This window comes from Pseudonocardia sp. ZF1 (genome assembly GCF_056835605.1).
Genome location: NZ_JAJNBY010000001.1, coordinates 2,088,031 through 2,102,616, shown reverse-complemented (window position 1 = coordinate 2,102,616; position 14,586 = coordinate 2,088,031). Strand labels below are relative to the sequence as shown.

Sequence of the window (14,586 nt, the reverse complement as noted above, 5' to 3'; positions counted from 1 at the left end):
CGTGACACCCGACGTCGACGAACCCGGTGTCGTCCCCCTCGGCCACGGTCACCTCGTGGAGGAGCCGCAGGTCGTCGGCCGCCGAGCCGCTCCGCGGACCTCGGCCGGGCCGCGAGCCGGACGACGGTGCCGCAGATGATGTCGCGCCTCGGCGATGAGTGGCGCACGTCCGGACGGTGTCGGCTAGATTTTCCACGGCCGCCCGACGGGGCCGAGGAGGTGGTTCATGCGCGGCGACGACGACGCGGTCGAGAGCACGCGGTCCGACCACGTCCACGCCGCGATGGCGGCCCACGACTGGTCCTCCCACCCGCTCGGCCCGCCCGAGCGCTGGTCACCGGACCTGCGCAGCGTCGTCCGGATGCTGCTCGACTCCCGGTTCTCGATGTGGATGGCGTGGGGCCCGGACCTCACGATGTTCTACAACGACGCCTACCGGGGCGACACGCTGCGCGACAAGCACCCGTCGGCGCTCGGCCGCTCCGCGCGCGAGGTGTGGGCCGAGGTCTGGGACGACGTCGGCCCGCTGATCGGGTCGGTGCTCGCCGGCGGCGGGGCCACCTGGGACGAGGACCTCCTGCTGTTCCTCGAACGCAGCGGCCACCCCGAGGAGACCTACCACACCTTCTCCTACAGCCCGCTGCACGAGGACGGCGCCGTCGCCGGGATGCTGTGCGTGGTCACCGAGAACACCGACCGCGTGCTCAGCGAACGGCGCATGCAGACCCTGCGCGACCTCGCCGCCGACCTGGGGCCGACCCGCACCGGGGCGCAGGTGTACGCGGCGGTCGGGCGCGCGCTGGCCGGCAACCCGCAGGACGTGCCGTTCGGGCTGGTCTACGAGTTCACCGAGGACGGCGGGACCCGGCTCGCCGGCTCTGCGGGCATCGCGGCCGACGCGCCCGGTGCCGATCCGGCCGGCTGGCCGCTCGACCCGGTGCGCGAGGGCGGCACCGCGGTCGTCGAGGACCTGGCCTCCCGCCTGCCGGGCCTGCCCCACGGCGCCTGGGACCGGCCGCCGTCGCACGCCGTGCTGGTCCCGCTCGCCGGGGCGCAGGGCGAGACCCGGATCCGGGGGGCGCTGGTCGTCGGGCTGAACCCGTTCCGGACCTTCGACGAGCGCTACCGGGCCTTCGTCGACCTCTTGGCGGGCCAGATCGGGGCCGCGCTGGTCGCCGCGGGCGCCTACGAGGCCGAGCGCGAGCGGGCCGAGGCGCTCGCCGAGCTCGACCGCGCCAAGACCGACTTCTTCTCCAACGTCAGCCACGAGTTCCGCACGCCCCTGACGCTGATCATGGGACCGGTCGAGCGGCTGCGCGACGACCCGCCGGGGCCCGACCGGCTCGCCGCGGAGCTCGACGTCGTGCACCGCAACGCGCTGCGCCTCGGGCGGCTGGTCACCACGCTGCTCGACTTCTCCCGGCTGCAGGCCGGACGGCTGCGCGCCACGTTCGAGCCGACCGACCTCGCCGCCTTCACCACCGAGCTGAGCAGCCTGTTCCGCTCGGCGATGGAGCGCGCCGGGCTGCACTACACGGTGGACTGTCCGCCGCTGCCCGGGCCGGTCCACGTCGACCGGGAGTCCTGGGAGAAGGTCGTCCTCAACCTGCTGTCCAACGCGCTGAAGTTCACCCTGGACGGCCGCGTCGCGGTCGCCCTGCGCGCCGACGGCGACGACGCGGTCGAGCTGACCGTCGCCGACACCGGGGCCGGGATCGCCGCCGAGGAGCTGCCCCGGCTGTTCGAGCGGTTCCACCGCATCGCCGGCGCCCGCGCCCGCTCGACGGAGGGGTCGGGCATCGGGCTCGCCATGACCCGCGAGCTGGTCACCCTGCACGAGGGGACGATCACCGCGGCGAGCACCGCGGGCGCGGGCACCACGTTCACCGTCCGGATCCCGACCGGCACCGCCCACCTCGACCCGGACCGCGTCGCCGACACGGCGTCGGGCGGCGCACCAACCGCGACCTCGGAGGCGTTCGTCGGCGAGGCGCTGCGCTGGCTGCCCGGCCCGGCACCGGCGCCCGCACCCGTCGTCGAGGAGGGGGCGGACGCACCGGTCTCCGCGGGCCGGATCCTCGTCGCCGACGACAACGCCGACATGCGCGAGTACCTGCAGCGGCTATTGGCCGACCGCTACGAGGTCCAGCTCGTCGAGGACGGGAAGTCCGCACTGACCGCGGCCCGGGAGCGCCCGCCGGACCTGGTCGTCACCGACATCATGATGCCGGTCCTCGACGGCATGGAGCTGCTGGCGGCGCTGCGCGGCGACCGTCGTACCGCCGGGGTGCCCGTCCTGCTGCTCTCCGCCCGGGCCGGTGAGGAGGCCGCGATCGAGGGCCTCGGCGCCGGCGCGGACGACTACCTGGTGAAGCCGTTCTCCGCGGCCGAGCTCGTGGCCCGGGTCAACGCCCACCTGAAGCTGGGGCGGGTTCGCCGCGACGCCGAGGCCCGGTTCACCGCCATGGCCGATCTGGCCCCGGCCCTGATCTGGGTCGCGGACCCGGACGGCGCGCGGATTTACGTCAACTCCGGCTGGCAGGAGTTCACCGGCCGGGAGGTCCCCGCGGACCTCGGCGACGGCTGGACCGACGGGCTGCACCCCCAGGACCGGCAGCGCTACCGCGACCGCGTGACCCCGGCGCTCGCGTCCGGGACGGGCTGGCAGATCGAGTACCGGCTCCGCCGCGCCGACGGCGCCTTCCGCTGGATCCTCGAGCACGCCGTCCCGCTGCACACCGGTACCGACGGGACGGTCACCGGCTGGGTGGGCAGCGGCACCGACATCAACGCCCGGTACCGCGAGTCCGAACGCCAGACGCTGCTCGCCCGGCTCAGCCGGGAGCTGGACGGCTCCGACGGCGTCGACGACCGGCTGCGGCGGCTGACCGCCCTGCTCGTCGAGACCCGGCTGGCCGACGTGTGCACGGTCCGCCGCGTCGACGACGCCGGGCAGCTCGTCCGCATCGCCCGGTACGGTCCGGACGCCGCGACCGAGGAGGCGCTCGACGAGCGCCCCGCCGACACCTCGTTCGGCCTCCAGGTCCTCGACACCGGCGCCGCCGTCCTGTGGGACGACACCGCCCCCGGCGCGATGGTCCCCGGCTCCTCGATCCCCGCACGCTCCGCGATCGGGGTGCCGCTGTCCGCGCGCGGCCGGACGCTGGCTGTCGTGGTGCTGGTCCGGGGCCCGCGGACCACCCCGTACACCCCTGACGACATCGAGCTCGTCACCGAGCTCGCCGACCGGGCCGCGCTCGCGCTCGACAACGCGCTGCTGCTCGCCGACGAGCGGGCCAACGCCGACCGGCTGGCGCTGCTGCAGCGGGCCACCGCGCAGCTGTCGGCCGCCGCCGACCCGACCGAGGTGGCCCGGACCGTCGTCACCCACCTGACGGCGCTGCTCGGCACCTGCCGGATCGCGGTCTACGAGCTCGACCCGGCCGGGCAGCAGCTGCGGGCATTGGCCCTGCACGGCGTCGCCGACCCGCAGGCGTGGCGCGAGGTGCCGCTGACCTCGCCGGTGCCGGCGGCGGTGACCGCCCGCCAGGCCCGCGCGCTGTGGCTGGAACCGGGCACCGACTGGCGGGAGCGCCACCCGGAGATCGCCACCCTGCTCGACGGCCTCGGCCACGCGACCGTCTTCACCCTCCCGCTGGTCACCGCCGCCCGCACCGTCGGCGTCATCGCGGTCGCGTTCGGGACGCCGCGCCCGCTCACCCCGAACGAGCGCGCCACCCTGCTCGCCCTGACCGACCCGGCCGCGCAGGCGCTCGAACGCGCCCGGCTCTACCGCGCCGAGCGGGAGGTGGCCCACACCCTGCAGCGCACGCTGCTGCCCACCCGGCTGCCCGACCTCGACACCGTGGAGATCGCGGTGCGCTACCAGGCCGGCGCCGCGGGCACCGAGGCCGGCGGCGACTGGTACGACGTCGTCGACCTCGGCGACGGGCGGGTCGGGCTGTCGGTGGGCAACGTCGTCGGACAGGGCGTCGCGGCGGCCGCGGTGATGGCCCAGCTGCGCACCGTGCTCTCCGGCGCCGTCCGGCAGGGCCGCGACCCCGCGGCCGCGCTGGAGCTGCTGGACGAGTTCGCGACCTGGATCCCCGGTGCCCGCTACTCGACGGCGGCCTGCGTGGTCGTCGACCCCGGCCGCGGGGAGCTGCGCTGGGCGCGGGCCGGGCACCTGCCCGTGCTGGTGGTCGACGAGAACGGCAGCCGTTACCTCGCGGGCGGCCACAACCCCGTCCTCGGCGTCCGCGGCCGGCCGCCCTTCGGCGAGGGTGTCGCCCCGATCGCGGCCGGGCAGACGCTGGTCCTCTACACCGACGGTCTCGTCGAGCGCCGCGGCGAGGTCGTCGACGAGGGGCTGGACCGGCTGGCCCGGATCGCCGCCGAGGTCGCGGGGCTGCCGCCCGAGCAGTTCGCCGACCAGATCGTCGGCCGGGCCCTGGCCGGGGCCGCCCACACCGACGACGCCGCGCTGGTCTGCGTCCGCGTCCTCCCGCCCGACATCGACCTCACCGTCCCCGGGTCCGCCCGGGAGCTGCCGGCGATGCGCCGCCGGGTCCGGCGCTGGGCCGGCCACGTGGGCCTGGGCGAGGACCTCGGCGACGACCTGGTCCGCGCGATCGACGAGGCCGCCGCCAACAGCGTCGAGCACGGCTACGCCGAGTTCGACCCGCCCGGCGAGGTGCACCTGCGTCTCGGGTACACCCCGCACGACGGTGTCCGGGCCCGGGTCGCCGACACCGGCCGCTGGCGGCCGCCGCCGCCCGACCCCGGCTACCGCGGGCGCGGCCTGCAGATGATCCGCGCCATCGCCACCACCGCCGAGATCGACACGGCGGGCGGGGGCACCGTGGTGCGCATGCAGATCACCCGGACCCGCGCCCGCCCGCCGTGGCGCAGCAGCCCGCGCCGCCCGTACGGCCCTCCCCCGGACGCCGGCGCACCGAGCTGCACGACGACGGCCGCAGCGGCGACGCCCGCCGCCTCACCCTGGCCGGCGACCTCGACCTCGCCGGGGCCGCCGAGATCCGCGACCGGCTCCTGGAGCTGGTCGCCGCCGGGCCGGTGCTCCTCGTCCTCGACGGACCGACCTACGTCGCGAGCAACGGCGCCGCCCTGCTCGCCGAGGCCGCCGACCGGGCGGGCGCCCGCGGGCACCGGCTGCGGGTCGAGGTGCCGACGGGCCCGGCGCGGCACGCGCTGGAGCTCTCCGGGCTGCTCACGCTCCTGGGGTGAGGGCCCCGGCGGCCCGGCACACAGCTGCCTGCCGAGCCGTCGCGAGCGGGTCAGCGGCAGACCACGTCGTCGGGCGGGAGTGTCCCGTCCACCAGGTACGACGTCGTGACCCCCAGCGCGCACGGGGTGTCCCCGACGCCGGCGTAGACGCCGTGGCCGCTCCCGTTCTCGACGACGAGCCGGGCCCGGTCGCCGAACTTCTCCCGGAGGAGCTCACCGCCGCGCAGCGGGGTGACCGGGTCGTGGCGGTTCTGCACGATCAGCACGTTCGCCGGGCCCTCGTCGAGCACACGGACCGGCGGCTCGGCCGGCTCGTACGGCCAGAAGGCGCAGGGCAGCACGTTCGCGCTCGCCGCGCCGTACACGGGGAACCGCTCGCGGTCCTGCGCCACCGCCCGCTGGTAGGCCGCGGCGTCCCGCGGCCAGGCGACGTCGTTGCAGGTGGTGGCGAGGAACGCCGTGTACGCGTTGTCCTGGGGCGACGGGCCCGGGGGCGGCGCCGGGGCGGGCGGCGCGTCGGCGGACAGCAGCGACTGCCGGGCCGCGGCGGTGCTGCCGTAGAGGGTCGGGCCGTACAGACCGACGAAGGTGGCCGCCCGGAACACCCGTCCGTCGACCCCGCCCGACGGCCGGTCGTCGAGCCGCGCGGCGAGCCGGAGATAGGTCTGCCGCACCTCCTCCGGGGTGGCGCCCAGCCCGTAGGTGCCGTGCCGGTCGGCGGCCCAGCGGGCGAAGTCCCCGAAGGTCTCCTCGGCGCCGAGTGCCTAGCGGCGGATGCCGTCGGGGTCGAGGTGGGTGTCACCGACGTTGCTGTCGAGTACGACGCGGTCGGAGCGGTCGGGGAACAGGGAGGCGTAGGCCGCCCCGAGCGCCGACCCGTAGGAGAAGCCGAGGAAGCTCGCCTTCTCCTCGCCGAGCGCGGCCCGGATGCGGTCTATGTCCCGGGCGACGTTGGCGGTCGTGACGTGCCGCAGGTGCCCGTTGCGGTCGTTCGCCGCGCACCGCTGCGCCACCTCCCGCGCGACCTCGGCCGTCCGCAGGACCGCCGCGTCGTCGGCGGCGTACGGCGGGATGTTGCCGATGTAGTCCTGGTCGGTGGTGAATCCGCAGCTCACCGGGTCCGAGTGGCCGACCCCGCGGGTGTCGAACCCGATGATGTCGTAGCTGTCCTGCACGCTCGCCGGCAGACCGCGCTTCATCAGGTCGTTCGCGAACGCCAGCCCGGACCCGCCCGGACCCCCGGGGTTCAGGATCAGGATCCCGCGGCGCTTCTCCGGCTTCGTGCTCGCCAGCCGTGACACCGTGATCGTGATCTGCGTGCCGTCGGGGCTGCCGTGGTCCAGCGGCACCGGGATCTGCGTGCACTGCAGCGCCACCAGCGGCGCCACCACGTCCGCGGGGCAGGGCCCCACTCCGGCCCCGCCGCGGGTTCCGCCGCCCCCGCGGGTGCGGCGACCGCCGCACCGATCAGCCCGGCCAGCAGCGCCGGCACCGTCGCCCGTAGGAGGCTCCGTCGTCCTCGCATCGTTCCCGTGCCTCGTCGCGGTCGGGACGGACGCTAGGAACGCCGTCCGGCTCCGCACATCGGTCCGACGGCCACGGCCTCCGACCGAAGTCGTAGTGCGGGACCTTCGGCCGGGCCGGGCGTGCCGCCAGGCCCTGCCCTGCACCCGGTGCCCGGCGGAGCATCGGATCGGGGACGACGGAGGAGGTCACCATGGTCGAGGCCGGGGTGCGCGGGCAGTTCACGGTGATGGTGGCGCTGGCCGGTGCCGACCGGCGGTCGCTGGACACCGCGGCCGCGATCGGTACCGAGCTGGTGGTGCAGGGGCTGCGGCCACTCCTCGTCCGGGCGGGCGACGCGGACACGCTCGCCGGGGTCGCCGGGGTCGTGCTCGTCGGGGCGTGGGGCAGGCCGTGGGCCCGCGCCGCCGCGAGCCGGTTCCTGCACCGGCACGCGACCGTGCTGCGGGTCCGTCCGCTGTGGATGGTCGACGCCGCGCCCGCCGGGGACGGTCACCCCCACCCGGTTCCGGCGCCGGATCTGGAGCTCCCGGTGCGGCTGCACACCGCCCGGACACACGGCGGGCGGGAGTGGGCGGTCGGGCCCGCCGCCGCGGCGGTGTCGCGGTGACGGCGTCGCCGTCCGGGCCGGACGTGCTGCGGCGTGCGCTCGCGGCGGCGGTGCGCGCGCCCTCGGTGCACAACACCCAGCCGTGGCGCTGGCGGGTCACGTCCGACCGGCTGGAGCTGCACGCCGACCCCGACCGACGGCTGCCCTACACCGACCCCGACCGGCGCGACCTGCTGGTCAGCTGCGGGTCCGCGCTGGGCTTCCTGCACGTCGCGCTCGCCGCGCTCGAGGCGGGCCACGAGGTCGTCCGGTTCCCGACCGGGGACCGGAACCACCTGGCGACGGTCCGGCTCACCGAGGCGGCCCCGGACCCCGCCGACCACACCGTCGCGGCGCTGGCCCGGGCGATCCCGCGCCGTCGCACCGACCGGCGGCCCTTCCGCGAGGGCGTGGACTCGCGGCACGCGCGCGCGGTCCTCGGCGAGCACGCGGCGCGCTACGGCACCACCCTGCACACCGTGACCGACGCGGTCGCCCGCGAGCACCTCGCCGCGCTGGAGGACACGGCCGCGCGGGAGATCCGTGCCCGCCCCGGCCAGGCCGCCGAGCTGCTGGTCTGGACCCACCGCTATCCGGGTTCCCACGACGGGGTGGCTGCCGGGTCGCTCCCCCGCGGCGCCCCGTGGCGGCCGGGTCCCGACCTGGGCGTGCGCTTCCCGGGCGGCTCCCTGCCGGCCCGAGCCGCCGTCCGCGACGAGGCCACCATCATGGTGCTGACCACCCACGCCGACGACGACCCGGCCCGGCTCGCCGCCGGGGAGGCGACCGGGGTCGTGCTGCTCGCCGCCACCGCACTCGGTCTCGCGACCTGCCCGCTCTCGCGGGTGCTGGAGACGTCGCGGACCCGGGCGGACCTGGCCCGGCACGTCCTGCGCACCGCCGACCACCCGCAGCTGCTGCTGCGCGTCGGCCGGGCCCAGGACGACGCGGAGCTGCCGGAGACACCGCGCCGGAGCCCCGCCGACGTCCTGCTGCACTGACCGCCGCACCGGCTGCCGCGCCGGCGTCCCGGTGACGGGGAGCACCCGGGCGCCGGGACCTTCGGCCCGCCCGGTGTGCCCGGAACGCCGGTTAGCCTCGGTCCGACGACGACCCGGCCCAGGAGGACGACGATGACGATCTCGGTGTTCCTGCTCGACGACCACGAGATCGTCCGCCGCGGGCTGGCCCAGCTGCTCGGCATGGAGGACGACATCGAGATCGTCGGCGAGGCCGCGACCGCGGCGCAGGCCCTCGCCCGCGTCCCCGCCCTGCGCCCGGACGTCGCACTGCTCGACGTCCGGCTGCCCGACGGCGACGGCGTCTCGGTGTGCCGCGACCTGCGCTCCGCGGTCGTCCCGCCGCCGGCCTGTCTGATGCTGACCTCGTACTCCGACGACGAGGCGCTGTTCGGCGCGATCATGGCCGGGGCCGCCGGGTACCTGCTCAAGCAGGTCGCGGGCGTCGACCTCGTGGGTGCCGTGCGCACGGTCGCCGCCGGGGGTTCGCTGCTCGACCCGCGGGCGACAGCCGCGGTGCTGCAGCGGCTGCGCACCGGCGGCTCCGACGCCGACGCCGACCCCCGCTACGACACCCTCAGCCCACAGGAACAGCGGATCCTCGGGCTCGTCGCCGACGGGCTCACCAACCGCCAGATCGGCGCCACCCTGCACCTGGCCGAGAAGACCGTGAAGAACTACGTGTCCTCGATCCTGCACAAGCTCGGGTTCTCCCGGCGCACCGAGGCCGCCGTGTACGCGGTCGAGCGCCGCCACGGGCACTGACTCGCTCAGTCCAGCGGGACCCGCCACCGCAGCCGGGTGCCACCGGTTGCAACACTCTCGGCGACCGAGGTGCCGCCGAGTTCGGCCGCGCGGTCGGCGATGTTGCGCAGCCCGCTGCGCCGGTCGGTCGGGCCGATGCCGCAGCCGTCGTCGACGACCTCCGCGGTCAGCTCACGCCCGGCCTCGACGGTCACGTGCAGCGTGCTCGCACCGGAGTGGCGGACCGCGTTCGACACGGCCTCACGCACCACGGCCAGCAGGTGCACGGCGACGTGCGCCGGCACGACGGTGTCGATCGGCCCCGCGGTGTCGACGGTCGTGTCGATCCCGGACGCGGCCGTCCCGTGCGCGACGGTGTCGAGCAGCTGCCGTCGCAGACCGCCGCCGTCCTGGTCAGCGGTGTGCAGGTCGAAGATCGAGGTGCGGATCTCGCGGACCGTGCGGTCCAGCTCGTCGACGGCCTGCCCCACCTGTTCGCGCACGCCCGCGCCCGCGGGGTCGTCGCCGACGCGGCGCAACGTGCTCTGCAGTGTGAGGCCGACCGCGAACAGCCGCTGGATGACGTGGTCGTGCAGGTCGCGGGCGATGCGGTCGCGGTCGGCGAGCACCGCGACCTCGCGCTGGGTCCGTTGCTTCTCCCCCAGCTCCAGGGCCAGCGCCGCCTGGTCGGCGAAGGACACCAGCAGCGGCACCTCCGACGGACGGAACGGCGGGTCCCCGGCGGCGCGGCGGGCCACCAGGACCCCGCGCACCGTTCCCACGACCCGCATCGGCACCGCCACGACGGGCCCGTGGGCACCGTCGACGCTGACCGCGACCTCGGTGATGTCGGCCAGGACCGGCTGGCCGAGCTCGACGGCCCGGCGCAGCAGCGCGTCCTGGGGACCGCTGACGAGCGGCGGGCGGCCCGCGGTCGCACCCTCGCGGAACCCGCCGTCCTGGTCCGGGCCCAGCGCGATCGACGTCCCGTCGGCGCGCGACAGCTCCAGGCTGCGGCGGGCGACGAGGCCGAGTGTCGCGGCCTCGTCGGCTCCGGCCAGTACCTCCCCGCGGATCTCGGCCAGCGCCTCCAGCCACTGCTGCCGGAGCAGGCCCTTCTCGAACAGGTCGGCGTTCTGCACGGCGATCCCGGCGGCGGCGGCGAGCGCCATGAGGATCAGCTCGTCGTCGGCGGTGAACTCGGTGCCGGTGCGCTTCTCGGTGAGGTAGAGATTGCCGTAGACGGAGTCACGGACCAGCACGGGGACGCCGATGAAGCTGCGCATCGGCGGGTGGTGCGGCGGGAAGCCGACCGAGGACGGGTGCGCCGACAGGTCGTGCAGGCGCAACGGCCGGGGGTCGGCGATCAGCTGGCCGAGCAGACCACGGCCCTCGGGCGGGCGCCCCAGAGCGGTACGGGTCGCCTCGTCCAGCCCGACGTCGATGAAGCGGGCGATGCCGCCGTCCGGGGCGAGCACCCCCAGTGCGCCGTAGCGGGCGTCGACCAGATCCACCGCGGACTGCACGATCCGCTGCAGCGTGGTGTCCAGCTCCAGGCCGGCCGCGACCCCGAGCACCGCGTCGAGCAGCCGCTGCGTCCGCCGACGGGTGGAGGCGATCTCGGCGAGACGCTCCTGCACCTCGGCGATGAGGTGGTCCAGGCGCAGCCCGGCCAGGAGCCCGGAGATCTCCCCGGTCCCGTCACCGGCGTCGTCGGTCGTCACTGGCACCGCCTCCCCGGGGAGGCCGCGTCCCGGGCCGCCCCACCCCGACGATACGGCCGTCGGGGTCCGGGACCTTCGCACCTGTCCGACCGGAACCGGCAGCGCCGACCATCGCCCCCGCAGGCACCGGTGAACGCCCGGTCCCGGGAAGGACGCACATCATGGACACCGTCGATGCGGACGCGCCGGTCACCCCGATCCTCGGTCTCGACGCCGCGACGACCGCCCGGGTGCTGGCCACGGCGGGTCGGGCGCCGTCGCTGCACAACGCCCAGCCGTGGCGGTTCCGGACCGGCGCCGACCACGTCGAGCTGCGGGCCGACCCCGCGCGACGGCTGCCGGTCGCCGACCCGACCGACCGCGAGCTGCGGATCGGCTGCGGGGCGGCGCTGTACTCGCTGCGTCTCGCGCTGGCCGGGGCCGGGATCCGCCCGCTCGTCACCCGGCTCCCCGACCCGTCGGACCCGGAGCTGCTGGCGGTGGTCCGTCGCGGCGCGGTGATGCCGCCGACCCCCGAGCAGCGACGGCTGCTGGAGGCGGTGCCGCGCCGGCACACGAACCGGCGACCGTTCTCCGACGTGCCGGTGCCGGCCCCGGCCCGCACCGCGCTCACCCGCGCCGCCTACGAGGAGGGCGCCTGGCTGCAGCTGGTGACCGACCCGGACGACCTCGCCGTACTGGGCCGCCTCGCCCGCGAGGCGCACGCCCGCCAGTCCGCCGACCCCGCGTTCGTCGCGGAGATGGCGGCCTGGACCGGGCGGCACGGCGGCCACGACGACGGTGTCCCCGCCTCCGCGGGCGGACCGCTGCCGGCCCCGAACCACCCGTGGGTGACCCGGGACTTCGGCGGCCCCGCCCACCCGCGGCCCGCGCCGGCCGCGTTCGAGTCGGCGCCGCTGATCGCGGTGCTGACCTCGCACCTCGACGGCCCCCGGGACGACCTGCGCGCCGGCGAGGCCATGGCGCGGGTGCTGCTGACCGCGACCGCCGAGGGCCTGTCGGCCTCGCCGGTGTCCCAGCTGGTGGAGATCCCCGACGTGCGGGAGCGGGTGCGCCGCTCGCTCGCCCGGGACCGGCCCCCGCAGGTCGTCCTGCGCCTGGGCCACGGGGTCCCCGTCCCGGCGACGCCGCGGCGCCCGGCCGCCGACCTGGTCGACCCGGGCTGACCCGGCCCGCCGGTGCGGGACCTTCGTCCCGGGCCGGCGGGCCCTCCGGTGGGCCGCGGGCCGACCTTCGCCCGGAGCCCCGTCCACCCGGCGCGGACGACGATCGGGTGACGGGTCCACACGGGACCCGCCGGCTCCGGAGGGGCGTGATGAACCTCGACCTCGCGCGGTGGCAGTTCGCGATCACCACCGTCTACCACTTCCTGTTCGTCCCGCTGACGATCGGCCTGTCCCTGCTCGTCGCGGGCCTGCAGACCACCTGGTTCGTCACCGCCGACGACCGCTGGCTGCGCGCGACGCAGTTCTGGGGAAAGCTCTTCCTGATCAACTTCGCGATGGGCGTCGTCACCGGCATCGTGCAGGAGTTCCAGTTCGGGATGAACTGGAGCGACTACAGCCGCTTCGTCGGCGACGTCTTCGGTGCCCCGCTGGCGATCGAGGGACTGCTCGCCTTCTTCCTGGAGTCCACCTTCCTCGGTCTGTGGATCTTCGGCTGGGACCGGCTGTCGAAGGGCGTGCACCTGGCCTGCATCTGGCTGGCCGCGACCGGCACGGTGCTGAGCGCCTACTTCATCCTCGCCGCGAACTCCTGGATGCAGCACCCGGTCGGGTCCACCGTGGACGCCGCGACCGGCCGGGCGGAGCTGACCGACTTCGGTGCGCTGCTGACCAACTCCACCGCGGTCGGGGCGTTCTCGCACACCCTGACCGCCTGCCTGGTGACGGCCGGGATGTTCCTGGTCGCGATCAGCGCGTGGAACCTGGTGCGGGACCGCCACCCCGAGGTCTTCCGTCCCTCGATCCGGGTCGGGCTGTGGACGACGCTGGCCGGGAGCCTCGGCGTCGTCCTCACCGGGGACCTGCAGGCCCGGCTGATGACCGAGCAGCAGCCGATGAAGATGGCCGCGGCGGAGGCGCTCTACGACACCGTCGCGCCGGCGTCGTTCTCGGTGTTCACCGTCGGCTCCCTCGACGGCACCCGCGAGCTGTGGAGCCTGCGGGTGCCGCGGCTGCTGTCGTTCCTGGCCACCGGCACCTGGGACGGCGAGGTGGAGGGCATCCACCAGCTGCAGGAGAAGGCCGTCGCCGCGTTCGGGCCGGGTCTGTACACACCGGACATCCCGCTCAGCTACTGGATGTTCCGGCTCATGATCGGTTTCGGGGTGCTGGCGGGGCTGCTCGCCGTCACGGGGCTCTGGCTGACCCGGCGTGCGCGGGCCACTCGGCGGCTGCCGCGCTGGTTCGGCCCGGCCGCCGGTCTGGGTCTGGCCGCACCGCTGCTCGCGAACACCGCGGGCTGGATCTTCACCGAGGCGGGCCGCCAGCCCTGGGTCGTCTACGGCGTGCTGCGCACCGCCGACGGCGTCTCGCCGAGCGTCGGCTGGGCGTCGGTGCTCACCTCGCTGGTCGTGTTCACGCTGCTCTACGGCGCGCTGGCCGTCGTCGAGGTCGTCCTGCTCGTCCGGGCCGTCCAGGCCGGTCCGCCGCCCCCTGTGGCTCCGGCCGTCCCGGAACCGTCCGGCACCGCCGCCCCCGTGGCGACCTACTGAGGAGGAGACCGCCATGGCGCTCATCGACGTCTGGTTCGTCCTGATCGCGGTCCTGTGGACCGGGTACCTCTGCCTGGAGGGCTTCGACTTCGGGGTGGGGATGCTGCTGCCCGTCGTCGCCCGCGACGAGACCGACCGTCGCGTCGCGCTCGGCACGATCGGCCCGGTGTGGGACGGCAACGAGGTGTGGCTGCTCGTCGCGGGCGGGGCGACCTTCGCCGCCTTCCCCGAGTGGTACGCGAGCCTGTTCTCCGGCTTCTACCTGGCGTTCCTGCTGCTGCTCGTCGCGCTGATCCTGCGCGGGATCGCGCTGGAGTACCGGGCCAAGGAGCCGCGCTGGGCCCCGGTGCTGGACCGCGTGCTGACCGGCTCGTCGCTCGCCGCGGCACTGCTGCTCGGGGTGGCGCTGGCGAACATCGTGCACGGTGTCCCGCTCGACGCCGACCACGAGTTCACCGGCACGCTGCTCACCCTGCTCCACCCCTACGCGCTGCTCGGCGGCGTCACAACGGTCCTGGTCTTCGCCCTGCACGGAGCCGCCTTCCTGGCCCTGAAGACCGACGGCCCGGTGCGCGAGCGCGCCGCCACCGTCGCGGTGACGGCCGGGCTGGGCGCGATCCCGGCGGGTGCGGTGTTCCTGGTCTGGACGCTGCTCGACGGTGCCCCGGCGTGGATCCTCGCCCCGGTCCTGGTCGCGGCCCTCGGGCTGGCCGTCGGGACCCTCGCCGCCGTCCGGGGCCGCTCGGGCCGGTCGTTCACCGCGACCACGGTCGCGATCGTCGCCGTCGCGGTGACGCTGTTCGGGTCGCTGTACCCGGACGTGCTGCCGTCGACGACCGACCCGGCCTTCTCGCTGACCGTGGTCAACGCGGCGTCGACGCCCTACACGCTGACGATCATGACGTGGGTGGCCGCGGTCGTCACGCCGGTCGTGCTCGCCTACCAGGCGTGGACGTTCTGGGTGTTCCGGCGGCGGCTGACCCGCGAGGACGTGGTGGACGCGGCGCACTGAGGCCCCGGGGC

10 protein-coding genes and 1 pseudogene are annotated in these 14,586 nt (G+C 75.7%); 8 read left to right on the top strand and 3 right to left on the bottom strand.

Annotation, left to right across the window (positions count from 1 at the left end; translation table 11 throughout):
- Positions 1-226: 226 nt before the first annotated feature.
- Together ZF1_RS10415 and ZF1_RS10410 are read left to right on the top strand one after the other, a co-directional pair.
- Positions 227-4,864 (top strand): annotated as a pseudogene (locus ZF1_RS10415) (SpoIIE family protein phosphatase); the annotation flags it as partial.
- Between the two features lie 38 nt (positions 4,865-4,902).
- The gene (locus ZF1_RS10410; protein WP_482638691.1) at positions 4,903-5,247 is read left to right on the top strand and encodes an STAS domain-containing protein; all 345 of its coding nucleotides are present in this window, start codon (positions 4,903-4,905) and stop codon (positions 5,245-5,247) included.
- Positions 5,248-5,297: 50 nt separating this feature from the next.
- Here ZF1_RS10410 and ZF1_RS10405 read toward each other — a convergent pair whose 3' ends face one another.
- Positions 5,298-5,921, bottom strand: a complete 624-nt coding sequence (locus ZF1_RS10405; protein ID WP_482637143.1) for an alpha/beta hydrolase — start codon at positions 5,919-5,921, stop codon at positions 5,298-5,300.
- A gap of 90 nt (positions 5,922-6,011) precedes the next feature.
- Complete coding sequence (locus ZF1_RS10400) at positions 6,012-6,638, bottom strand: alpha/beta fold hydrolase (protein WP_482637142.1); 627 nt, start codon at positions 6,636-6,638, stop codon at positions 6,012-6,014.
- A 326-nt stretch (positions 6,639-6,964) separates the two neighbouring features.
- Here ZF1_RS10400 and ZF1_RS10395 point away from each other — a divergent pair, with 326 nt between their 5' ends.
- The 3 genes from ZF1_RS10395 to ZF1_RS10385 all read left to right on the top strand — a co-directional run bounded on the left by ZF1_RS10395 (position 6,965) and on the right by ZF1_RS10385 (position 9,144).
- Positions 6,965-7,381: a hypothetical protein gene (locus tag ZF1_RS10395; RefSeq protein WP_482637141.1), complete on the top strand. Its 417-nt coding sequence runs from the start codon at positions 6,965-6,967 to the stop codon at positions 7,379-7,381.
- Entirely contained in the window at positions 7,378-8,361 is a 984-nt protein-coding gene (locus ZF1_RS10390) for an Acg family FMN-binding oxidoreductase (RefSeq protein WP_482637140.1), read from the top strand. The genes ZF1_RS10395 and ZF1_RS10390 overlap by 4 nt, the downstream gene beginning before the upstream one ends.
- 132 nt (positions 8,362-8,493) lie before the next feature.
- A complete protein-coding gene (locus ZF1_RS10385; protein ID WP_346104498.1) occupies positions 8,494-9,144 on the top strand; it encodes a response regulator in 651 nt (216 codons plus the stop codon).
- A 5-nt stretch (positions 9,145-9,149) separates the two neighbouring features.
- On the opposite strand, the gene ZF1_RS10380 is transcribed toward ZF1_RS10385, so the two are convergent.
- Positions 9,150-10,847 carry a GAF domain-containing sensor histidine kinase gene (locus ZF1_RS10380; RefSeq protein ID WP_482637139.1) on the bottom strand — a complete coding sequence of 566 codons (1,698 nt, stop codon included), beginning with the start codon at positions 10,845-10,847 and terminating at the stop codon, positions 9,150-9,152.
- A gap of 161 nt (positions 10,848-11,008) precedes the next feature.
- Here ZF1_RS10380 and ZF1_RS10375 point away from each other — a divergent pair, with 161 nt between their 5' ends.
- The 3 genes from ZF1_RS10375 (at position 11,009) to cydB (ending at position 14,575) form a co-directional block, all read left to right on the top strand.
- Positions 11,009-12,013 carry an Acg family FMN-binding oxidoreductase gene (locus tag ZF1_RS10375; RefSeq protein WP_405418108.1) on the top strand — a complete coding sequence of 335 codons (1,005 nt, stop codon included), beginning with the start codon at positions 11,009-11,011 and terminating at the stop codon, positions 12,011-12,013.
- 149 nt (positions 12,014-12,162) lie between these two features.
- Entirely contained in the window at positions 12,163-13,563 is a 1,401-nt protein-coding gene (locus ZF1_RS10370) for a cytochrome ubiquinol oxidase subunit I (protein WP_405418110.1), read from the top strand.
- A gap of 13 nt (positions 13,564-13,576) precedes the next feature.
- A complete protein-coding gene (cydB, locus tag ZF1_RS10365; RefSeq protein ID WP_405418112.1) occupies positions 13,577-14,575 on the top strand; it encodes a cytochrome d ubiquinol oxidase subunit II in 999 nt (332 codons plus the stop codon).
- Positions 14,576-14,586: the final 11 nt, after the last annotated feature.